Source organism: Brevibacillus sp. AG162 (genome assembly GCF_006715575.1).
Taxonomy (GTDB): Bacteria; Bacillota; Bacilli; order Brevibacillales; family Brevibacillaceae; genus Brevibacillus; species Brevibacillus brevis.
This window is the reverse complement of record NZ_VFNO01000004.1, coordinates 220,097-240,982: the sequence shown is the minus strand read 5'-3', so window position 1 is coordinate 240,982 and position 20,886 is coordinate 220,097. Positions and strand designations below refer to the sequence as shown.

Sequence of the window (20,886 nt, the reverse complement as noted above, 5' to 3'; positions counted from 1 at the left end):
CTCAATCGAACTCCTTTTTCTCCCACTCATCCTCTGGTATCGGCAACGCTTCGCCGGAGAACCGCTCTTCGCGAAACGGGTCTGCGATCAAGTGAAAACCATTTTGCTCCCAGAAGCCGGGCTTGTTTTCCGTCATAAATTCAATTCCTCTGATCCACTTTACGCTTTTCCAAAAATACAGATGAGGAACAACCAGGCGAAGCGGCCAACCGTGCTTGTCCGTCAGTCGCTCTCCATCAAAGGAGTGAGCCAGCAGCACATCATCATGCTCCAGATCAGCAAGCGGCACATTGGCGGTATAGTCGTGATCACCGTGCAGCATGACGAAGTTCGCCCGCGGAGTCACGCCAATCGCCTGTAGAAAATCACGAAAACGCACGCCTGTAAAGGCATTGTCAAAACGGGACCAGCGTGTCACGCAGTGAATGTCGCTCGTCACTGTCACCTGCGGCATCGCCATGATCTCTTCGTAAGTGAGCGTCACTTCCCGGTCTACCTCACCGAAAACGCGCAGCGTCCATTCGTTCATGTCATACACTGGCACGTCTCCCTCATGCAAAATAGGAAAGCGCTCTGTCAGGATTTGTCCTGGCGGAAGTCGTCTGGCGAGTCCCGGTCCCACTGGGGCGGGTACCTTCATTCTTTTGATTCGATCTGCCTTGTTGTTCATCTCGCATTTCCCCTGTCTTCGCTGTCTGCCATGCTTATGGATTAACGGGTGCTCTGCTGGTTGTCGCTGCCGATCTGACTCTTGTTTTTCAAGAAGAACATCGCGGCAATCGTCAGCACGTATGGCAGCATAGCCGTGAATTGCGTCGGAAGCGAAAAGCCCTGCAAACGAATACTAAGGGCATCCATCAGTCCGAACAAAAAGCTCGAAGCCAAAATACCGAGTGGATGCGACTGCCCCATCATCATCGCCACCAATGCGATAAAGCCCCGACCAGCCGTCATCCCTTCTGTAAACATCGTGACTTGCCCCAGGGAAAGCTGTGCCCCTGCAATCCCGCACAATGCGCCACTCATCACTATCGCTAGCACCTGAAGTCCCGTCACTTTCAGACCGAGACTGCGTGCCGCAACGGGATTCAGACCAACTGCGAGGACGCGGAAGCCCGTAACCGTCCGATAAAAGAACACATACAACAGAATCGCAGCCAAAAACGCAAAATACACGAGAGGCGAATGACCAGAGACAATGCCTCCGATGACCGGAATATCGTGAATGAAAGGAATCTCGACGGTTGGCAAGCCAGCCATATCCTTATCGTAAAACGCACCTTTGACACCGAAGATCGCCCGCAGTGCAAATGTCGTCAACCCCAGCGCGAGAAAGTTAATCGCCACACCGACGACGATTTCATTCGCCCTAAGCTTGATTGTCATGTAGGCAAATAAAAGAGAAAAGACAATGCTCACCAGCGCTGCAATCAAAACGGCCAAAAAGAGATTCCCGGTAAAATGATTGCCGACAATCGCGGAAAAGGCACCGACCAGCACCAAGCCCTCCAAACCAACATTAAAAATTCCGACACGTGCGCAGAGCGCTCCACCCAAAGCTGCCAACAAGATCGGCGTGACCATCCGAATGGTAGAACTGAGGAGGGACCAATCAAAGAGCTCCATGCGATTCCCCTCCTTTTGCCTTCCGCTTTTTCCACCAGTCGTAGCTGAACTTGGCGGAGATGAACAAAATCAATACGGCTTGTATAACACTTGCCAGCTCCAGCGGCACATCCGTATTGCGCTCTACACCCATGGCTCCTGTCTGAAAAGCAGCAAGCAGGATCGAAGTCACAATGATGCCAAGCGGGTGCGAGTTTGCAAGCAGAGCGGCCATCAGGCCCGTCCAGGCGAACCCTGGTACAGTCAGGGCTCCGTCAACAAAACGATAGTGCGCCCCCATTACCTCGACAGTTCCCGCCAACCCAGCCAGTCCACCACTGGCAAACATCCCGGTTAGCATGACCCGAATCCGATTAATGCCTCCGTATTGAGCAAACAGCGAGTTTTGACCCAGCATCTTCACTTCATAGCCAAAAGGCGTAAAACGAAGTACCCAGAACAACAACAGCGCTGCAACGATCGCAAACAAAAACCCTGCATGCACGCTCATCCCCGCAAACAGCTTCGGAAGCCAAGCGCTTTTCTCCAGCATGACGGTCTGTGCCAGTGCCGCAGAACCCGAGCGATCCCGGAATGGCTCTGTCACGAGATAGCTCGCAAACAAAACGGCAATATAGTTGAAGAGCAACGTAGAGATGAGCAACGGAATACGAAAGCGGGCTTCCATAAAGCCTGGCAACAACGCCCAGAACCCGCCGACCGCCATTCCTGCGAAAATACCCGCCACAATTTTGATCATTCCTGGTGCGGGCAAGTAGATCGCGACTAACGCAGCACTGACGGCACCCAGCACCATTTGCCCTTCCGCCCCCAGGTTGAATACCCCTGCACGAAATGCGAGGGAAAGACCCAGGGCAATCAGCATGATAGGCGTGGCCCTCGCTAATGTAGACGTAAAGAAATAAAAACTGCCAAAGGCCCCTTTCCACATTTCCTGGTAGGTGCCCAAGATCGATTCGCCAACCGCAGCAATGACCAGCGCCCCGGTCAACAAACCGATGACGACAGCCAAGAACGGCTGAACCAATGACTTAGATAGCTCTTTGATTGCTGCCATGAATGCTTCCTCCCGCCATGATCACGCTGATTTTTTCTTCGGTTGCCTCCAGGCGTGAAAGCTCTCCAGCGATGCGCCCTTTATACATGACCAAAATCCTGTCAGACAAGGCGAGAATTTCGGACAACTCGGACGAGACTAACAAGATCCCGTCTCCTTGATTGCGCTTTTCGATCAATGCCTGATGGATGTACTCCATGGCACCGATATCCACCCCTCGCGTAGGCTCAGCCGCAATCAAAAACGGGGTTTCATGTCCCAGCTCCCTTGCGACGATCAGCTTTTGCAAATTTCCCCCTGACAGATTCCCTGCCAGCTCCTGCAATTGCCGGGAGCCTGTCTTGATCGCAAACTGCTCCACCCAGCCTTTTACGACTTGGCGGAATTTCTCCCGCAAAACGACGCCGCGGCGGTTGTAAGCAGGCTTTCGCTGATAGCCCATCAATGCATTTTCCTCGACGCTCGAGAGCTTGGCCGTTCCCCACAGGTAGCGATCCTCCGGAATATGCGCCAAGCCGGCATCCCGAATAGTGGCTACTGATTTGTTCGTCACGTCCTTGCCGCCTAACCGCACCGTGCCCTCCTGTGCCGCTCGCAAGCCGCTGATCGCTTGCAGCAGCTCGGATTGTCCATTCCCGGAAACACCTGCGATTCCTACGATTTCCCCGTGGTGCACGGTAAAGCTGACTTGATCGAGCAGTGTCTGCTTTTCTCGAACCGTAAGATTCTCCACCTGCATGAGTGGTCGAGGTTCCAAAGGGATGCGCTCAGAAAGCTCCTGCAATTCACGTCCGACCATCAGTCTGGCTAAATCGTCCGCATTGGTTTCTGCACGGGAAACCGTTCCCGTCACCTTGCCTCCGCGCAGTACCGTAATACGATCCGCTACCTCCATGACTTCCTGCAGCTTATGTGTAATCAAAATGACGCTTTTGCCGCTCTCCGCCAAGTTGCGAATCGTTTGCAAGAGGTCGCGTACCTCTAGTGGAGTCAGTACAGCGGTCGGCTCGTCCAGCACGATGATATCCGCTCCCTGATACAGGACCTTCAGAATTTCGACCCGTTGCTGTTCCCCAATCGAGCAATTCGCTACCTTGGCCTGCGGATGAATCGGAATGCGATACTGCTCACTAAGCGCCTGCACCGTGTCCTCTGCATCATTTCTTTTGAAAAAACCCGCTTGCTTCGGCTCGTATCCGATCACGATATTTTCAGTTACACTAAATTCTCCGAAGAGCATAAAGTGCTGGTGAACCATCCCGATTCCATTTCGAATCGCGTCCTCTGGTCCGCGAAAAACGACTGGCTTGCCATTTAACACGATCTCTCCCGACGTCGGCTGCTCCATTCCGTACAGCATCCGCATCAGTGTCGTTTTGCCCGCTCCGTTTTCCCCGACAATCGCGTGGACTTCTCCTGCTGCCAGTGAGAACGACACCTTGTCGTTGGCGGTAAAATCTCCGTACTTCTTGGTCATGGCCCTCATTTCCAAGCGATCGGTCATTCCCACTCCCTCATTTCTGTACGTCCTTTTATGAAAATGGAAGACCGACTACACAGCCGTAGTCGGTCACATGCATCACTGTGCACAAGCTTTTCACGTACTTGTTTAAAACTGGTCTGGTACTTTGCGGGTGCCCGCTACAATCTCATCGCTGATCGCTTTCACTTTATCCACCACTTCTTGTCCAATAAAAGCGTTCAGAGGCGTTTTGCTTTCGTGTGTGACATAGGTCACGCCAACACCTTTTTCTTTCAAGCCGTACGCCACAACACCTGGCTTGAACGTTCCTTCTACAAAGTTCTTCACGGTTTCATAAGCCGCCGCGTCAGTCCCTTTCAATTGGGACAGAACAATATGCTCAGGATCAATCGTGGTACGGTCTACGTCCTGACCTGCTGTGAAGAAGCCCTTTTCCTTCGCCGCTTCGAAAACGCCAAGGTCGCCTACTGCTGCTGCACCGTTAATGAAGTCTGCGCCTTTGGAAGCTTGGAGCAAAGCCAATTCCTTTGCTTTTGCCGGGTCAGTGAAGCTTCCTACATAGTTGACCATCAGCTCTGCTTGTGGATTCGTCGCTTTCAAGCCCTCCTCGAAGCCAACTGTCCATTTTTTCAACTGCGGAATATCAAGAGCGACGACCATACCTACTTTGTTCGTTTTCGTTGCCAGACCTGCTGCTGCTCCCACCAGGTAAGCCGCTTCCTGCTCGCGGAAGGTAACACTGCGAACGTTTGGCAAATCCACTACGGTATCAATAATCGCAAAATTACGGTCAGGATTTTCGGTAGCTACTTTTTTCAAGGCATCCTCTGATGTAAAGGAAGAAGTGATGATCAAATCATAATTTTCTGCAACAGCTACGCGCAGATTTTCTTCAATGGCTCCATGGTCCGTAGATTCAATCGTTTTCACTTCTGCGCCCAGCTCTTGCGCGGCTTTTTTTGCACCTTCATCCATTTGTTGGAAGAACGGATTCACACCGATTTTCTCGGGCAAAATCAAGGCAATTCGCTTTTTGTCCGCGCCCTCTTGTCCTGCTGCTTGTCCTCCTGGCTGATCTGCAGGTGCGCTAGTGCCAGTCGAGCACCCTGTTGCCAATACTGCGAATGTCGTTAATGCCAGCAATAACTTCTTCATGATGTATCTCTCCCTATCCGAACTTTACGTTTTTCTTTATCCTATTAGGTAATGTACGGCTTTTTACCCATTTTTTCAATACTATTTACGAATATTCTCTTATAAAATAAATTTATCGTTCGTCTATTCTCTCCTTCCCTTTTGCAAATACAACAAAAAAAACTCTTCCCGGAGGAAGAGTTTGCGTACGTAGCCGTTCTCTTCCTCATCTGTCAAAACCATGGTACAGGTTTTGCAGGAATTGGCACCTTTCTGTTCATGCATAGACATGATCAGTGGTTGCCGGGCATCATCGGGCCAGTCCCTCCGCCGCTCTTGATAAGGTAGGTGAATGTATTTAGTTACAATGGAATTCATTCTAGCAGAACGGTTCAAAAATGCAATTCTTTTTTCTCAATTCCAAACAGTTCTATTTCGATGCCGAATCAGCTTTCAGAACTACTTCGTGATCAAAAGACGACTTTTTAAACAACCTTTATTTTACGTGAAAGGTTTGCTGGAGGCGATGAGACAACGTATTCAGCTCACCCAGCTCTTCCGTAATCTCACGCACTTTTTGATGCTGGTTTTCTGCAGTCGCAAACAGCTCTTCTAAGTTGGCTACCGATTCCTCCGTTACGGCTGTAATGGTCGACATCTCGATGGCAACTTCGCCGGAACGCACTTTTACCCGGTCCATGCTGGAGCTTACTTGATCAGCTGCTTCTAAGAAAGCCATCATCCCGGCTCGCACTGCTTCGATGGAGGCCACTGTTTTCACGGCCAGCTCTTGGCCTTTTGCAACAGACGTTTCCCCATTGCTCATATGCTGCACCGCATTCTCACTTTCCTGATGGAGAGATTTCAGAATGTCGGTAATTTCCTGTGTAGCTGTCGCGCTTTGCTCTGCCAGCTTGCGTACCTCATCCGCTACAACAGCAAATCCCCGTCCATGCTCGCCTGCACGCGCCGATTCAATCGCTGCATTCAGCGCCAAGAGATTCGTTTGTGTCGCGATCTGATTAATAGCGCCGACAATTTCTTCTACGCGATTCGCCTGCCGATTGAGCTGGTGAATCGTAGAGGCTGCTACATTAACTGCCTGCACAATTTGCTCCATCTGCGAGGACAGCTCGTTCATCATCTGAACGCTTTCTGTCAGACGACGGTTGTTTTGTTGCGATTCCGTTTTCATTGCGTTGGTCTGTGTTGTAACTGCCTCGATTTCCTGGTCGATGGATTGAACCTCTTCTTCGATTTTCACCGTTGAATTCGCCTGCGATTCCATACCGACGGCGACTTCCTTGAAGGCTACCATCATTTCATCTGTATTGCGCTTTGTACCTTCCGCATGCTCATGCACATGATCGCTTGTACGATCCAGCTGCTCCGTCATTTGCTGGATGTTCAAAAGCATTTCTCCCAGACGGCGCTCCTTCTCTTCTGCTTCCTGCCTTGCGTCGTGCGCTTTTTGCAGGGAAGCTTGTCCGGCGAGACATAGATACGTGACGGCTCCCATCATCATGAGAATGGCTACGATACGCACGCCCAGATTGAGCTCCGAAAAATCACCGTTGAAAATCTCATAGGTTCCCGTATAAAACCCGACAACGGTGACGATGATTTGGGCAATTCCCGCTGTTACTACCAGCTTCCAGTCCAAATAGGCTGCCAAAAAGCCCATGACGATGAAGGCGAGGAACGAAACCTCCTGGTAAGTGGTAAAGTGATCGAATGAAATCGCATAAAACATGAGTCCGATTGCTACCAGATAACGAATCACATGACTATCTTTGCGAATGAAATAATACGGCGAAACAATTAAAGTGACCAGCAATCCCAAGGACGTCACTTTCCAGAAGTTCACATCCATTTGGTAGGCAATGAGTCCCGCCATCCACAAATGATTCCATAGGATAAAAATCATAAAGCCTTCTTTGTCAGTCAAGGTATTGCGAATCAATTGAATCATAATTGCCCCCCTTTTCCCTATTACTTATGTATCGGATTCTTTCCCCATTATATAGCCAAACCTTTGCCAAATTTGTGAAAAAAGTGAGAACAGCCAAAAACAATTTCGAATAGGCTATTACACAACTTACATGTACAGGAGGCAAACGGAGAAAAGTGGAACTCAATCAATTGCCAGCTACCGTGCTGACACGGACAATTAGCCGTCCGAACACCACGATTTACTATCCCCAATTGGCAGGCCTAGCCAATCAGCAAGCGGAAAAAGATATCAACCGGGCGATTTATCAAACGGTTCAAGGCTTAATTCACGAGCAGCAACGGGTCCAGGTACCGGGAAATACACAAATGCAAGGCAGCTTCGAAATCAAGACAAACGAACGCGGCATTTTCAGTGTCGTGTTGAGCAACTACGCCTACACACCGCAAATGGCTCACGGCATGACCTTCCTCGGGTCGATCACCGCAGATATCCAAACAGGCAAGCTGTTTACGCTGCGTGAATTATTCAAGCCAGGAAGCGATTACGTCAAGGTGATTTCCGAAAACATCAAGCGCCAAATCAAAGAAAGAAGCATCCCCACACTCAATGGCTTTACGTCGATTAAGCCCGATCAGGATTATTACGTCGCCGACAAAGCACTGGTCATCTACTTCCAGCTGTACGAAATTACGCCTTACTACGTCGGTTTCCCTATGTTCCCCATTTCGGTCTATGAACTGGAGCCGCTCATCAATGAAAAAGGTCCACTGAGTATCTTGTCCGCAGATTAGTGCATCACTGTATTTTTCAGCCAGGTGAGTGTCTTCTTTCATGACACTCGCCTGATTCTATTTGTGTCAGAAAATCCATTATTTCGCCATCGAATAAACATTTACTTATATGTCCATAACTGCTAGTATGTTAGTATCCATATTTACTTAAGCAATAAAGTGTACGATATATCGGACCAGCTTTCCTGGAGGTATATACTCATGCAATATTATGGTCATCGAATTAGCCAAACCGCAAGAATATTCAGTAAAACGTTGAATGGGACTATGGCTCCCATGGGATTATACAGTTCGCAATGGGGTATTATCCTTTGCTTGCATTATCGTGAATCGCTCACCCAGGTTCAATTGAGCAACTACCTGAATGTGGAAGCGCCGACGATTACCCGGACACTCACCCGATTGGAAGAGATGGGCTGGATTATTCGCTCAGAGGGGGATGACAAGCGTGAGCGATACGTGTCCTTGTCTCCGCAAGCAGTCGAACGGTTCCCGGAATGGCTGGAGGCTGCCAAAGAGCAAGAGGAACTGGCACTCCGCGGCCTTGACGAAGCAGAACTCGCTATCTTTAACCGCGTATTGAAGAAAATGAACGATAATTTACAGCCGTCGTAACAAGTAAAAAAATGACTTCGCCCAAAAGCAGTTTGGTGAAGTCATTTTTTGTTAGCCATTTTTCCTTGTGCTATGAATAATGGTGTTGAGCTCTTGTTCCAATTGAATCAGTTCAATCTGTATCTGTTGCTTTTGCAATTGTTTTTTCTGTTGCAGCACTTGTTTTTTCAAATCATTAGATTCTTTGCCATTTGATCCGTTGTCTGTAGAAGTATCCTCGTCCGGTTCCACCTGTCCAGTCGAGCCTATAGCAGCCAGGAAGGCACCCAGAACGGCGATCCACCCGCCTACCGCTACCAGCTCATTCGCCAGATTTTTTTCGATCATCCTTCTTCCCTCCGTTTTTGGATGGACTCTCCTGTAAATTCTTCTTTATATCTTGAACACTGTCGCGCAATTGGGCAATTTGCTGTTCAATTCGTTTAAACTGCATATCTTCATCGTCGTCATTGCCATTCTTGTTCTTCCCATTGACTTGCTTGTTTAATTGAATGAGGGGCTGTATCAACTTCTCATTGTCGCAGGCAGGCTTATGACTTAATCTGGTTGTTTTATCAATCGCCAGTATGACAAAGCCAATCGAAATAATCCAAAGTGCTATTACAGCGGTATCGTCATCATCATCACAAAAAAACATAGATACCTCCCTGCCAACAAAAGGTCGTGGTTTGAGTATTGGCCCTTTTATACAATACGCTTCTGCCCAATCCCTCGTGACATCGGGACCAATACTTTCCTGATGCTGTTCTGTCATGAAAAATGGCTCCCCACCAAGCACCAGCGTGCCCAGCAAGAAGCCTATTTGTTATGATCGTATTCGTTATTGCATGCGTTTCGCGATATTGCGAGCCATCCAGACCCCAGCAGCTCCGGCCTGTGCCAGACCACGTGTAATTCCGGCACCATCTCCGCCACAGAACAATCCCTTGATCTCTGTTTCGAATTCCTCCGTCAGTTTCGGACGTGCCGAGTAGAATTTCGCTTCCACTCCGTAGAACAATGTGTGCTCGGAGGCGATTCCCGGCGTTACCTTGTCCAGTGCTTCCACCATCTCGATCAGACTTTTCATCGTATTGTAAGGCAACACGAGTCCCAAGTCACCCGGTACCGCTTCCTTCAGAGTAGGCTCCAGGAAGCCTTCCTTAATACGCGACTCTGTGGAACGTCGACCGCGCAAGATATCGCCGTACTTTTGTACGATAACCCCACCGTTTGACAGATCGTTCGCCCGCTTGCAAATTTCTCTCGCGTACTCATTCGGCTTGTCAAACGGCTCTGTAAACGTATGCGATACCAAGAGCGCAAAGTTTGTATTCATCGAGCCCAACGCTGGGTCTTTGTAAGAGTGCCCGTTTGCCGCCATAACACCACTGTGGTTTTCCACGACCACGTGACCGGATGGATTGCTGCAAAACGTCCGTACACGCGTTCCGACCGATGTATTGAAAATGAATTTTCCTTCGTACAGATGCTCATTGATTTCGCGCATGACGACATCGGACGTCTCCACACGTACGCCTACGTCAACTTGATTGTTGTACATTTTCAGGCGGCGCTTTTTCAGGATATCCGTCAACCATGCGGAGCCATCGCGGCCTGGTCCGATTACCACGTAATCAGCCTCATACTCTTGGCCGTTTTTCAAGACGACACCTTTTACCTGATGTCCGTCTGCTTCTTTTACCGTAATAATGTCCTCGACCTCTGTCTTGAACATCATGTCGATATGCTTCTTCAAATGCTCAAAGATCGACTGGAGAATCTCCAGGTTTTGCTCCGTTCCCAAGTGACGCACCTGCGCTCGCAACAGCTTGAGTCCAGCTGCATAGCCGCGCTGCTCGATACTCTTGATCGTCTCAGTGGTCGGGTCCGTAATCGATTGGGTAGCCCCATGCTCCAAATTGATTTCATCTACGTATTTGATCAGCCCAAGTACAGTGGAAGGGCTGAGATAGTCTGTCATCCAACCGCCAAATTCGGTGGTGATGTTAAATTTACCATCGCTATAGGCGCCTGCTCCACCAAAACCACTGGTAATCGAACAGGCCGGCAAACAGCCTGCGAATTCTTTTTTTCCTGCTGGCGGCGGGCAGAGCTTGATCTTTTCCTCCAAGATCGGACAGCGTCTGCTATAGATGTCATGCCCTTTATCAATCAACAGCACCTTGGCATTCGGTGCTTTTCGCATTACCTCGTAGCATGTAAAAATCCCTGCTGGTCCTGCTCCTACAACGATTACATCATACTTATTCATGTCGTTCCCTCCCCAAAAAATGCAAAAAATTCCCGGCCGACGAATAGGGTATACCAAAACTGCCCTATTCGTAGCCGGGAATTTACGGTTCCCTGTAGAGACCCTCAAACCATATTTCTGAGGATATACGAATACAAATCACTATTTCATTCGTCAAGCCTGTGTTGTTCTTCACAACAATATGTATAGTAGCTTATAAGGTGAATCAAGTCAACCGGAAACAACCTATTTATTCGTCTTTTAAAGTTAATTTTAATGTTAACACGCCTTTACAATCGACAAATCAACCAAAACACGAACATTAAAAAACGAACATTCGTTATTTCTGTACATGACGCCCATCTGCTCAGGAAGGAATCGATCACAAATGAGCAGAATAGAGAGAATTTTACGAAATATTTCACGATCATTATTTCACTCAAAAAGGATGGGGCCTGTTCATGCGGGATTATCGCTATTATCAGTCTGCCTTTGCCGGTGTTCCCAAGCCGTTCGCTTTCGTCGACCTGGATCTGCTGGAGGAAAATGCGGAGCAAATCAGTTTGCAAAGCAATGGAAAACCCGTTCGAATCGCGAGCAAGTCGATCCGAAGCGTTGCCATTCTCAAACATGTATTGCAGTTGGACGATTGCTTTCGTGGTCTCATGTGCTATTCCGCTCCTGAGGTGCTTCACCTGTGCGAGGCAGGCTTCGATGACCTGCTGCTAGGCTATCCGCTCTGGGAAAAAAGCTGGCTTTTGTCCATCGCCTCTGAGATTAAGAACGGACGCTCCATTACTTTGATGATCGACTCTCTCCCTCATGTCGAACAGCTCGAACAAATCGCCCGGGAAACAGGAACCAGACTGCCGGTCTGTCTCGATATCGACATGTCATCTGATGTGCTGGGGCTGCATTTCGGCGTCTGGCGCTCCCCTCTTCGCTCTCTCGAGGCGTCCCTCTCCCTTGCCAAGCGCGTTGCTTCCTCCGATCATCTCTACCTAGATGGTGTCATGGGGTACGAAGCTCAAATTGCTGGCGTAGGTGATCGATACCCTCGTCAATTCCTGAAAAACAGCATCATTCGTCTCCTCAAGCAATATTCCGTGAAAGAAGTGGCTGCTCGACGTGCCACACTGGTGCATACCATTCGCGAGCTAGGCATTTCTCTCCGCTTCGTAAACGGTGGAGGAACGGGGAGCTTGCACTTGACCGGGAAAGAAGACGCTGTTACAGAGGTTACAGCAGGCTCCGGATTTTTTTCGCCTGGGCTTTTTGACTACTTTCAAGATTTTCAGTTTCATCCTGCTGCCGGATTTGCTCTGGAGATTATTCGCAAGCCCACAGAGCATATCTACACATGTGCTGGCGGCGGCTACATCGCCTCTGGTTCTGCTGGGCGTGACAGACTCCCCAAGCCTTACTTGCCAGCTGGAGCAAAGCTGTTCCCCAACGAAGGAGCAGGTGAGGTACAGACACCGATCCACTATCAAGGCATGGAAACGCTGGAGTTGGGAGACCCGATCTTTTTTCGCCATGCCAAAGCAGGAGAGCTCTGCGAACGTTTTACCCGGCTGTATTGCATCTCTGGCGGGAAAATCATCGAGGAAGTGACCACCTATCGGGGGGATGGATTATGCTCACTGTAAAGAAGCACGCGAATCACTGGACCAATTGGACAGGAAATGTACAAAGCCAGCCGAAGCAAGTCGCGATGCCAGAGTCCGTGGATGAGGTCGTGCAGCTTGTCCGTGCTTGCAAGAAGGCAGGTACACGGATTCGAGTCGTCGGCTCCGGTCATTCCTTCACGCGGCTCGTCCAGACAGAAGATTGTTTGCTATCCTTGGATCATCTCCAAGGAATCGTCAGTGTAGACCCTGCCTCTGATACCGTTGAAGTCTGGGCAGGCACCAAGCTCAAGACACTCGGACACCTCCTGCATCAAGCGGGCTACTCCCAAGAAAATCTCGGAGATATTAACGCCCAGTCCATTGCAGGGGCCGTCAGCACCGGAACACATGGCACAGGCATTCATTTTGGCAGCATCTCCACGCAAATCGTCGGGCTGACAGTCGTGACCGCATCCGGGGAGGTCTTGGAAGTATCCGAGCAAGCTCGTCCGGAGCTGTTCAAAGCCATGCAAGTCTCTCTTGGTCTCTTGGGCATCATTGTACGCGTCAAGCTGCGAGTCCTCCCAGCCTATCGCCTGCGCTACCAAAGCCGTCGCATGCAGCTAGAGGAGTGCCTGTCCTCTCTGGACACTTTTAAAACCGAGCATCGGCATTTCGAATTTTTTATCTTCCCGTATTCGGACACCGTTCAGGTGAAATTCATGAACGAGACCAGCGATCCCCCCAGCGGCAATCAACGCTGGAGCTATTTGAAAAAAATGGTCGTGGAAAATGGGCTTTTTTGGCTCTTGTCCGAGAGCTGCCGATTGCGCCCTTCACTCACCAAAAGCGTCAGCAGGCTGTCCGCCCAAAGCGTCCCCTCTGTCCATGAGAGCGGCTATAGCCATCAGCTTTTCGCCACTCCTCGCCTTGTTCGCTTTTACGAAATGGAATACTGCTTACCTGCTGAGCATATGGGCGAAGCCATACGGGAGCTGCGTCAGGCGATTGAGCAGGAACGCTTTGCCGTTCATTTTCCGCTGGAATGCCGGTACGTCAAAAAGGACGACATCTGGCTCAGTCCCGCTTACGAAAGGGATAGTGCCTTCATTGCCGTCCACATGTACAAGGGCATGCCTTACGAAGCGTACTTTGCCCGGATGGAGGAGATTTTCGCCCGATATGGCGGACGTCCACACTGGGGGAAAATGCACAGCATGACCGCCGAGCAGCTTCATCAGGTCTATCCGCGCTTACCCGATTTCCTCGCCATTCGCTCTGAACTCGACCCTGACGGCTTGTTCGTGAACCCGTATTTGGCTGATCTGTTCGGCATCTCCTGAAGACAATCCTTACGCCACAAAAATGCCCCGACCATATCATCATGGCAGGGGCATTTTTCTATTGAGCAGGAAGGCTTAGCCTTGCGTTGGGAGATTCGGTTTATGCACCTTTTTGCGTCCGTAGCGCATATAATAAAAGGTATAGAACAGCACCAACGCACCAATTCCGTAGAAGAGTCCAATTCGCTGTGTCGGGTCAAACGCCGGGAAGATAAGAATGAATGTGCAAAGAGCCAGACACAGGAGCGGCATCACCGGGTAAAACGGTGCTACGAACTGTAAATCCTCTATTTTTCCACCCTCACGCAAGTATTGACGGCGAAAATTGAATTGAGAGAGAGCAATCCCCATCCACGTGAAGGTGACCGCAATACCAGATACAGACATGAGCAGAACGTATACCGTATCCGCTGCAACCACACTGGTTAACAGAGACAGAAGCGAGAACGCCAGCGTCGCCAAGAGTGCGTTCAAGGGTACTTTACGCTTGGTCAATTTTCCAAAAACAGGATGCGCCATATTGCTATGGGAAAGGGACCACAACAAGCGAGTGGCTGCGTACAAGCATGAATTGCCGACAGACAACAAAGCCGTCAAGATAACGAAGTTCATGATATCCGCTGCAAATGGAATCCCCACTGCATCAAATACCGTCACAAACGGACTTTCCAAGAGTCCCAGCTCACTCGACGGAAAGAGGGCGGACAAGATCGTGACCGACGCCACATAGAACACGAGAATACGAAACACAACGTTGCGAATCGCCCGCGGAATGGTCTTCTGCGGGTTTTCTGCTTCCCCAGCTGCAATTCCGATCAGTTCAGAGCCTTGATAAGAGAATACCACGTTCATCATCGTTACAAAAACGATCGCAATGCCAAACGGGAATAGTCCCCCATCTGCCGAGAAGTTGGAGAGAAACGGAGCGGTCCTTCCTTCCATACTGACAATACCGAATATAGCAACTAGTCCGACAATAATAAACATAAGTACAGCCAATACTTTAATTCCGGCAAACCAGTACTCGGTTTCCGCAAACCCTTTTGTCGTCAGCGCATTGAAGGCAAAGAGCAAAACGATAAAGAGCGCGCACCAGATCCAGATCGGCGTATCCGGGAACCACCGTTGCATGACCATGCCCGCGGCAGTGAACTCTACCCCGGCCGTTGTAGCTGACCCTAGCCAATACATCCATCCCAGTGTAAATCCGCTCGCTGGACCAATGTACTTGCTGGCGTAGGCTTGGAAAGAGCCTGTTACTGGCATTTTTACAGAAAGCTCACCCAGGCACGTCATGACCAGGTACAGCAAAATCCCGCCGACGATATAGGCGACTAGCGCTCCGCCAGGTCCAGCCTGATTAATCGTGAAGCCAGCGTTGAGGAAGAGCCCTGTCCCGATCACGCCACCTAACGACAGCATAAACAGGTGGCGACTTTTCATGGAGCGTTGTAGCTGTGTATCTCTTTCATTCCCACTGTTCATATGATTCCTCTCTTTCACTAGCTTATTAAGAGGTCTATCAAGGGTCTATAAAAGAAGAGAGAACTGCCTGCGCTAGAAACGCAGGGACAGGCAGCTCAATCCTCCATCTTGTTTGCGGAATTCAGACATATCCAGCTCAATCACATTGTAGCCAGCGTCAGTGATTTGCTTTTTCGTGCTCTCAAAGCCTTTTGGAATAATGACGTAGTCGTTGATATGGATGCAGTTCGCAGAGTACTCGACTTCTTTTTCCACGACCAGATGCTTGTATTGGCTAAATACTTCAGAATCAATGAACTCCCCAGCCAGAACCAGCAAGTCATTGCCAAGGTAGGCGATTCCTGTTTTCAGGTGGAAAAACTCTTTCAACGGAACAATGGTGACTTCATATCCGTACTTGGAGAGAATCTCGCGGAATTGGATGGCTCCTTCTTCATTGGTGCGTGTCGACAGACCGACATAGAAATGGTTGTCTACCTGCATGACGTCTCCACCATCGAGGAAGCCAGGGGCCTGAATATATTCAATCGTGTCATAAAAACGAGGAAGCACCAATTTCATATCCTCAATTTCACCATTGCGGCTTTCTGCACCGGGATTGGTGATAACGGCGCACTTTTCCGTGAGGACCGCTGTATCTTCGACAAACGTAGAGTCCGGGAAACGCTCGTCCGCTTCCAGAACGGTTACATCCAAGCCTGTCTGTTTCAGCGCTTCTACATAAGCGGCATGCTGTTTAAGAGCAAGTTCAAAATCAGGTGTACCCAAATCAGAAGTCGTCAAACCATTTACATAACTCTTTCCCGGTTTTCTTACAATCGCACGTGAAAATTTCATAATGATAGATCTCCCTTCTGTTTTCGAATCTTGCTTTTGTCTAACAGTGGGCGACGGAGAAACGAGCATGTAAACGCTTTCGCATCTACTGCTTTTGCTTGTTCATCGCCACCATGTTGCATTCATTCTTCTCTGAGTAATTACTCAGAAATATTCCGCATTGTGGAATCGCTTCTGCAATACAAAATTACACTCCTAATGTAAAATAGTTTCAAATTTTTTGTCAATGAATTTTTATCTAGTCTAAATTATATTGATTCGGCTGAAAAATTCTGATAGATTGAGGTCATATTAAGCTGGCGTGACATTCAACGAACAGTCACAATGCAACAAAGCCAGGAGGTAACCTACGTTGGTACAATCGATTGACCGGGCGATGAGCATCATCTCCGTCCTGGTATCAGATCCAAACAAGCAGCATTGGTCCATCTCAGAAATTGCAGAACAAACGAACCTGCCACTGAGTACGGTACACCGTTTAATAAGCAGCCTCATCAAACACGGACTCATCCTCCAGGTTCCTGAGAGCAAGCAGTACAAGGTCGGCTATACGTGGATGGAAATCGGGCTGCGCATCCTGGACAAGATGGATATGCGCGCTGTCGCCCGAACTGTCATGGAGCAATTGGCAGCAGATGTACGCGAAACTGTCTATCTGAACATTCCGCAAGGCTCTCATGCCATCGTACTCGAACGAGTGGAAGGTCCCCTGTCTGTCAGAAGCATGGATAATCTGGGCGAGCGTATTCCGCTACATATTGGTGCGGCAAACAAAACGATTCTCGCCAGCATGAATCCGATCGAAGCAGAGCAAATCGTGACCGGTTTAATCCCGGATGCAGAAAAACGTCGCGAGCTGTTAGAACGACTCCCAGAAATCAGACAAAACGGCTATGCAGTCAGCTACGGTGAGAAAACCGAAGGCACCGCATCCATTGCCGCTCCGATCTTCGGCGTTAACCAAAAGGTCGTAGGTGCTCTAAGTATCGGCGTTCCGAGCTATCGGATCAACGAGCAACTCTTGTCCTCACTCATTGAACAAGCCCAACAAAGTGCCAAAGAAATTTCCCACAAGATCGGTGCCTTACCTTAATTTTTTTGCCCACTAATCGGAAACAGTTTTCACTATACGGAAAACGGAGGCGTTTTTTATGCAAAAATGGCAAACAAAAGAGCAGCTCGTTGATCTCTTGTGCAATTTGGTAAGCATCCCAAGCATTACAGGATCAGCTGCCGAGAAGGACTTGCCTGGCTACGTCGTCGATCAGCTGCGCACCCTGCCTTATTATCAAGCCAATCCCGATCATGTGCGTGCGAATCCGACTGGAGACGGGCGCCATTTTGTCACTGCTCTGGTTAAAAAGGAAGGGGTACGGAACACCGTCATTCTCGTCAGCCATTTTGATGTGGTCGATGTCGAAGATTACGGCGCCTGGATGAAGCACGCTTTTGATCCGAAGGCCCTCACTCCTCTCTTCCAGCAAAACCAAGCGGATATGCCAGCCGACGTTCAACAGGATATCAGCACCGGCAACTGGCTGTTTGGCCGTGGCACCATGGATATGAAATGCGGACTGACGCTGCACATGTCGATGATTGAGCAAGCGATTGCTGGAGAGTTCGACGGCAACATATTGCTTCTCACCGTCCCTGACGAAGAGGTGAATTCTGTCGGGATGCGGGCAGCAGTCCCAGCGCTTTTGAAAATCGCCGAAGAATTCGACCTGAGCTACACCACCGTACTCAACTCCGAGCCGATGTTTACCCGCTATCCAGGGGATACGAATACGTACTTGTACACAGGCTCCATCGGAAAAGTGCTGCCTGGCTTCCTCTGCTACGGCAAAGAAACACATGTCGGCGAGCCTTTTGCTGGGTTAAACGGCAATTACATGGCCTCTCAAATGACATGTGAGCTCGAGCTGAACACATCCTTTTGCGAGGTCGTCGAGGGGGAAGCCTCTCCTCCGCCGACGAACCTGATCCAAAAGGATTTGAAAAAAGAGTACTCGGTGCAAATTCCACACCGTGCTGTGACGCTTTTCAACCTGTTCCTGCTGGAAAAGCAGATGGAGGATGTCGTAGAGCCGCTGCTGGAATCGGCAAGAAATGTCGCAGAGCGCATGAAGCAAAACTACCTCAAGCACGCGAGCCAGTTTGCCAACTTTGCGCCGTTCAGCCCGCGTGATCTGTCCATTTCTGTCATGACTTACGAAGAGCTGTACGCCTACGCGAAGAAAACGCACGGCGAAGAAAGGCTCCGCCAGCTGGAAGCCGATGTGATCGCCAACCGCGGCGACAAGGACGACCGCGACACCACGATCGAGCTGGTGGATCAATTAGCGATTCTGTGCAAAGAACTGTCGCCAATGATGATCTTGTTCTTTGCTCCGCCGTTTTACCCGGCAGTCAGCTCGCGCAATCATCCTCTGATCCAACAAACGATGGAAGAAATGAAAGCATACGCGAGAGATCAGCACCAGGTTAATTTGGTCAAACAAAACTACTTTGGCGGCATCTCTGACTTGAGCTACGTCGGACTCCAATATCCGGCGGCATCCATGAAGCCATTGGTAGCGAACATGCCTTTGTGGGACAACGGCTACTCCATTCCGCTCCAAGAGCTCGAAGCTTTTGATGTACCTGTCATGAACCTTGGTCCAGTCGGACGTGACGCCCATCAGTGGACAGAGCGTCTGGACGTCGACTATGCATTCGATACGTTAAAAGACATGCTTCCACGCTGCATCCAGTCTCTCTTGCAAAATGGGAAAGCATTGAAGGAATAGCAAAAGGGAGAAGATTCCTGTACCGATAGATTACTGTCGCGCGGGAGCCTTTTTCCTTATAATGAAGAAAACCATTTCATGGGAGGGTTACGCATGGAATTTCAAGCAAAAGAAAATGGCTTTGTCACTCAACTGTCCTACGGTGAGCTGCACGTATCCGGTGATGAACAGTATGGCTTTCGCCCCTATCAGCTCCTGGTCTCTTCCATCGCTGTTTGCAGTGGCGGTGTTTTGCGAAAAGTATTGGACAAGATGAGAATGCCGTGCACGGACATGAAAGTAACAGCAGATGTTCAGCGAAATGAGGCAGAAGCAAATCGGGTTGAAAAAATTCACCTCCACTTTATTATCACGGGGGAAAATATGAAAGAAGAAAAAGTACAAAAAGCCATTGAAGCCGCGAGCAAAAACTGCCCGATGGTCCAATCTGTCAAGGGAAGCATCGTCGTAACCGAGTCCTTTGAACTGGTATCATAACAGTGATCCAAAACCATATACAAGAAAACAGCCCGAATCTGAAGTGACCGGGCTGTTTTACTATTTGCTAACTCAATGACTTACAGGCTGTTGCTGTGGAACCTTCACTCCGTTCTTTTTGCCTTCTGGAATGAGCAGATTCAAAAGAACCGTTGCCAACGCTCCTACTGTAATGCCTGAAGATAAAATGTAGTTCACGAAATCAGGTACTCCTGCGAGCGCATCTTTTGGCAGGACCGTTACCGCCATTGTCAGCAGGATCGGCAAACCGATCACCATCATCGTCCGATCATCAATCGTAATGTTTTGAATGACTTTGATTCCGTTCGCCACAATCGCTACACACACGATCCCAAAAATTCCGTTGATGACTGGCTCCGGTATACAGGTAATCGCCGCCGACAGCTTCGGCACCAACCCAAGGGCAATCAAGATCAATCCTCCGGCCATAATCGCCATCCGGCTCCCTACTCCTGTCACCGCAATCAACCCAGCATTGGAGGAATAGCCAGTCGTAGGTGTACCTCCGAACAATGCCCCGACAAAGCACCCCAAGCCTTCACCGACAGCACCGCGATTCAGTCGCTCCTCCGTCAATTCACTGTTCGTTACTGTTGAGACGACGAACCAGGTCCCTGTTGTTTCAATCATGATAATCAAATAAACAAAAAGCATCGTCAAAACAGCACTGAGATCAAATACAGGAGCACCGTACGGAAACAGCTTCGGCATGGACAGCCATGGTGCTTGTCCAACCGGACTAAAATCTACTGTTCCAAAAAAAGCAGCGGTTACCGTTCCGACGAAAATCGCAATCAGGACAGATACAAGTCTAAAAAACGCACCCGCAACCTTTGCTCTTGTGCCAAGCAGCATACAGATGACAAGCACTCCAGCAGAAACAGCGGCAATCAAAATGTTCGTCCAAATATTTCCCGGGGAGTGGTAAATGTTTCCCATCCCTGTTGGCATCAAGGCAATGCCCACGATAATGATCACCGTCCCGCCTACGAGTGGTGGAATGAATTTGCGAACCGCTTTGGCAAACCATTTCAATGGATAACCCATCAGAGCCACAAACAGCGCTCCAGGAATCATACTGCCAATCATCGCACCCATCCCCAGCTTACTGCCAATCGCAGCCAGCGCACCGATGGGTACATAGGAAGGGCCTTGCACGACAGGCAAACGCAATCCAAAGCCAGTCTGGATCAACGTCCCGATACCCGTCGCGAGAAAACACATTTGAATAAAGAAAGAAGTGCTTGAAGCGTCCATGGTCAGCAGCCCAGCAATAATAATAGGAGCAATGTACAAGTCCATAGCCAACACATGCTGCAAACCAAGTAAAAACGCCTTGCCCACACTGATTTTGTCATCGACGCCCACAACAAGCTGATTGCTTTCTCGATGTTGTTCCACTTTCAAAAGGCCTCCCTAGTGGTATTTTAG

General features: G+C 49.4%; 19 protein-coding genes and 2 riboswitches. Of the genes, 7 read left to right on the top strand and 12 right to left on the bottom strand.

Annotation, left to right across the window (positions count from 1 at the left end; genetic code table 11):
• Position 1: 1 nt before the first annotated feature.
• From FB479_RS14980 to FB479_RS14955, 6 genes are all read right to left on the bottom strand, one after another.
• Entirely contained in the window at positions 2 to 670 is a 669-nt protein-coding gene (locus FB479_RS14980; protein ID WP_142065835.1) for a sulfite oxidase-like oxidoreductase, read from the bottom strand.
• 41 nt (positions 671 to 711) lie between these two features.
• Complete coding sequence (locus tag FB479_RS14975; RefSeq protein WP_142065834.1) at positions 712 to 1,626, bottom strand: ABC transporter permease; 915 nt, start codon at positions 1,624 to 1,626, stop codon at positions 712 to 714.
• Complete coding sequence (locus FB479_RS14970; RefSeq protein WP_017252474.1) at positions 1,613 to 2,683, bottom strand: ABC transporter permease; 1,071 nt, start codon at positions 2,681 to 2,683, stop codon at positions 1,613 to 1,615. The genes FB479_RS14975 and FB479_RS14970 overlap by 14 nt, the downstream gene beginning before the upstream one ends.
• A complete protein-coding gene (locus FB479_RS14965) occupies positions 2,658 to 4,187 on the bottom strand; it encodes an ABC transporter ATP-binding protein (protein WP_142065833.1) in 1,530 nt (509 codons plus the stop codon). Before FB479_RS14965 ends, FB479_RS14970 begins: the two co-directional genes overlap by 26 nt.
• Before the next feature lie 105 nt (positions 4,188 to 4,292).
• The gene (locus tag FB479_RS14960; protein WP_142065832.1) at positions 4,293 to 5,321 is read right to left on the bottom strand and encodes a BMP family lipoprotein; all 1,029 of its coding nucleotides are present in this window, start codon (positions 5,319 to 5,321) and stop codon (positions 4,293 to 4,295) included.
• Between the two features lie 202 nt (positions 5,322 to 5,523).
• Positions 5,524 to 5,646: riboswitch (SAM riboswitch) on the bottom strand.
• Positions 5,647 to 5,796: 150 nt separating this feature from the next.
• Entirely contained in the window at positions 5,797 to 7,272 is a 1,476-nt protein-coding gene (locus FB479_RS14955; protein WP_106654869.1) for a methyl-accepting chemotaxis protein, read from the bottom strand.
• Positions 7,273 to 7,427: 155 nt separating this feature from the next.
• Here FB479_RS14955 and FB479_RS14950 point away from each other — a divergent pair, with 155 nt between their 5' ends.
• Entirely contained in the window at positions 7,428 to 8,045 is a 618-nt protein-coding gene (locus tag FB479_RS14950) for a DUF3298 and DUF4163 domain-containing protein (RefSeq protein WP_142065831.1), read from the top strand.
• 201 nt (positions 8,046 to 8,246) lie between these two features.
• Positions 8,247 to 8,660: a MarR family winged helix-turn-helix transcriptional regulator gene (locus FB479_RS14945; RefSeq protein WP_142065830.1), complete on the top strand. Its 414-nt coding sequence runs from the start codon at positions 8,247 to 8,249 to the stop codon at positions 8,658 to 8,660.
• 51 nt (positions 8,661 to 8,711) lie between these two features.
• Here FB479_RS14945 and FB479_RS14940 read toward each other — a convergent pair whose 3' ends face one another.
• The 3 genes from FB479_RS14940 to FB479_RS14930 all read right to left on the bottom strand — a co-directional run bounded on the left by FB479_RS14940 (position 8,712) and on the right by FB479_RS14930 (position 10,914).
• Positions 8,712 to 8,987, bottom strand: a complete 276-nt coding sequence (locus tag FB479_RS14940; protein ID WP_106654872.1) for a hypothetical protein — start codon at positions 8,985 to 8,987, stop codon at positions 8,712 to 8,714.
• Positions 8,962 to 9,414 (bottom strand): hypothetical protein, encoded by a 453-nt coding sequence (locus tag FB479_RS14935; protein WP_255438406.1) that lies wholly within the window; start codon positions 9,412 to 9,414, stop codon positions 8,962 to 8,964. The genes FB479_RS14940 and FB479_RS14935 overlap by 26 nt, the downstream gene beginning before the upstream one ends.
• 66 nt (positions 9,415 to 9,480) lie before the next feature.
• Positions 9,481 to 10,914: an NAD(P)/FAD-dependent oxidoreductase gene (locus FB479_RS14930; protein ID WP_142065829.1), complete on the bottom strand. Its 1,434-nt coding sequence runs from the start codon at positions 10,912 to 10,914 to the stop codon at positions 9,481 to 9,483.
• Between the two features lie 51 nt (positions 10,915 to 10,965).
• Positions 10,966 to 11,065: riboswitch (purine riboswitch) on the bottom strand.
• Between the two features lie 289 nt (positions 11,066 to 11,354).
• Here FB479_RS14930 and FB479_RS14925 point away from each other — a divergent pair.
• Both FB479_RS14925 and FB479_RS14920 read left to right on the top strand, forming a co-directional pair.
• Entirely contained in the window at positions 11,355 to 12,542 is a 1,188-nt protein-coding gene (locus FB479_RS14925; protein WP_142065828.1) for an amino acid deaminase/aldolase, read from the top strand.
• On the top strand, positions 12,530 to 13,846 hold the full coding sequence (locus FB479_RS14920) for a D-arabinono-1,4-lactone oxidase (protein WP_142065827.1): 1,317 nt from the start codon (positions 12,530 to 12,532) through the stop codon (positions 13,844 to 13,846). The genes FB479_RS14925 and FB479_RS14920 overlap by 13 nt, the downstream gene beginning before the upstream one ends.
• Positions 13,847 to 13,921: 75 nt before the next feature.
• Here FB479_RS14920 and FB479_RS14915 read toward each other — a convergent pair whose 3' ends face one another.
• Together FB479_RS14915 and FB479_RS14910 are read right to left on the bottom strand one after the other, a co-directional pair.
• Positions 13,922 to 15,331: an amino acid permease gene (locus FB479_RS14915; protein ID WP_142065826.1), complete on the bottom strand. Its 1,410-nt coding sequence runs from the start codon at positions 15,329 to 15,331 to the stop codon at positions 13,922 to 13,924.
• A 72-nt stretch (positions 15,332 to 15,403) separates the two neighbouring features.
• Positions 15,404 to 16,168: a dimethylarginine dimethylaminohydrolase family protein gene (locus FB479_RS14910; protein ID WP_142065825.1), complete on the bottom strand. Its 765-nt coding sequence runs from the start codon at positions 16,166 to 16,168 to the stop codon at positions 15,404 to 15,406.
• 352 nt (positions 16,169 to 16,520) lie between these two features.
• Here FB479_RS14910 and FB479_RS14905 point away from each other — a divergent pair, with 352 nt between their 5' ends.
• From FB479_RS14905 to FB479_RS14895, 3 genes are all read left to right on the top strand, one after another.
• Positions 16,521 to 17,261, top strand: coding sequence for an IclR family transcriptional regulator (locus FB479_RS14905; protein ID WP_142065824.1), 741 nt, complete (start codon positions 16,521 to 16,523; stop codon positions 17,259 to 17,261).
• Between the two features lie 58 nt (positions 17,262 to 17,319).
• On the top strand, positions 17,320 to 18,957 hold the full coding sequence (locus FB479_RS14900) for a M20/M25/M40 family metallo-hydrolase (RefSeq protein WP_142065823.1): 1,638 nt from the start codon (positions 17,320 to 17,322) through the stop codon (positions 18,955 to 18,957).
• 93 nt (positions 18,958 to 19,050) lie between these two features.
• The gene (locus FB479_RS14895) at positions 19,051 to 19,434 is read left to right on the top strand and encodes an OsmC family protein (protein ID WP_007720051.1); all 384 of its coding nucleotides are present in this window, start codon (positions 19,051 to 19,053) and stop codon (positions 19,432 to 19,434) included.
• Positions 19,435 to 19,506: 72 nt separating this feature from the next.
• Here the strand turns inward: FB479_RS14895 and FB479_RS14890 are convergent, their stop codons facing one another.
• On the bottom strand, positions 19,507 to 20,856 hold the full coding sequence (locus FB479_RS14890; protein ID WP_142065822.1) for a uracil-xanthine permease family protein: 1,350 nt from the start codon (positions 20,854 to 20,856) through the stop codon (positions 19,507 to 19,509).
• Positions 20,857 to 20,886: the final 30 nt, after the last annotated feature.

Excerpts from the sequence above, each read along its gene's own strand:
- FB479_RS14975 (WP_142065834.1), bottom strand. The coding sequence starts at position 1,626 with ATGGAGCTCTTTGATTGGTCCCTCCTCAGTTCTACCATTCGGATGGTC.
- FB479_RS14930 (WP_142065829.1), bottom strand. The coding sequence starts at position 10,914 with ATGAATAAGTATGATGTAATCGTTGTAGGAGCAGGACCAGCAGGGATT.
- FB479_RS14945 (WP_142065830.1), top strand. The coding sequence starts at position 8,247 with ATGCAATATTATGGTCATCGAATTAGCCAAACCGCAAGAATATTCAGT.
- FB479_RS14915 (WP_142065826.1), bottom strand. The coding sequence starts at position 15,331 with ATGAACAGTGGGAATGAAAGAGATACACAGCTACAACGCTCCATGAAA.
- FB479_RS14940 (WP_106654872.1), bottom strand. The coding sequence starts at position 8,987 with ATGATCGAAAAAAATCTGGCGAATGAGCTGGTAGCGGTAGGCGGGTGG.
- FB479_RS14970 (WP_017252474.1), bottom strand. The coding sequence starts at position 2,683 with ATGGCAGCAATCAAAGAGCTATCTAAGTCATTGGTTCAGCCGTTCTTG.
- FB479_RS14955 (WP_106654869.1), bottom strand. The coding sequence starts at position 7,272 with ATGATTCAATTGATTCGCAATACCTTGACTGACAAAGAAGGCTTTATG.
- FB479_RS14960 (WP_142065832.1), bottom strand. The coding sequence starts at position 5,321 with ATGAAGAAGTTATTGCTGGCATTAACGACATTCGCAGTATTGGCAACA.
- FB479_RS14965 (WP_142065833.1), bottom strand. The coding sequence starts at position 4,187 with ATGACCGATCGCTTGGAAATGAGGGCCATGACCAAGAAGTACGGAGAT.
- FB479_RS14910 (WP_142065825.1), bottom strand. The coding sequence starts at position 16,168 with ATGAAATTTTCACGTGCGATTGTAAGAAAACCGGGAAAGAGTTATGTA.
- FB479_RS14925 (WP_142065828.1), top strand. The coding sequence starts at position 11,355 with ATGCGGGATTATCGCTATTATCAGTCTGCCTTTGCCGGTGTTCCCAAG.
- FB479_RS14920 (WP_142065827.1), top strand. The coding sequence starts at position 12,530 with ATGCTCACTGTAAAGAAGCACGCGAATCACTGGACCAATTGGACAGGA.
- FB479_RS14895 (WP_007720051.1), top strand. The coding sequence starts at position 19,051 with ATGGAATTTCAAGCAAAAGAAAATGGCTTTGTCACTCAACTGTCCTAC.
- FB479_RS14935 (WP_255438406.1), bottom strand. The coding sequence starts at position 9,414 with ATGACAGAACAGCATCAGGAAAGTATTGGTCCCGATGTCACGAGGGAT.
- FB479_RS14900 (WP_142065823.1), top strand. The coding sequence starts at position 17,320 with ATGCAAAAATGGCAAACAAAAGAGCAGCTCGTTGATCTCTTGTGCAAT.
- FB479_RS14980 (WP_142065835.1), bottom strand. The coding sequence starts at position 670 with ATGAACAACAAGGCAGATCGAATCAAAAGAATGAAGGTACCCGCCCCA.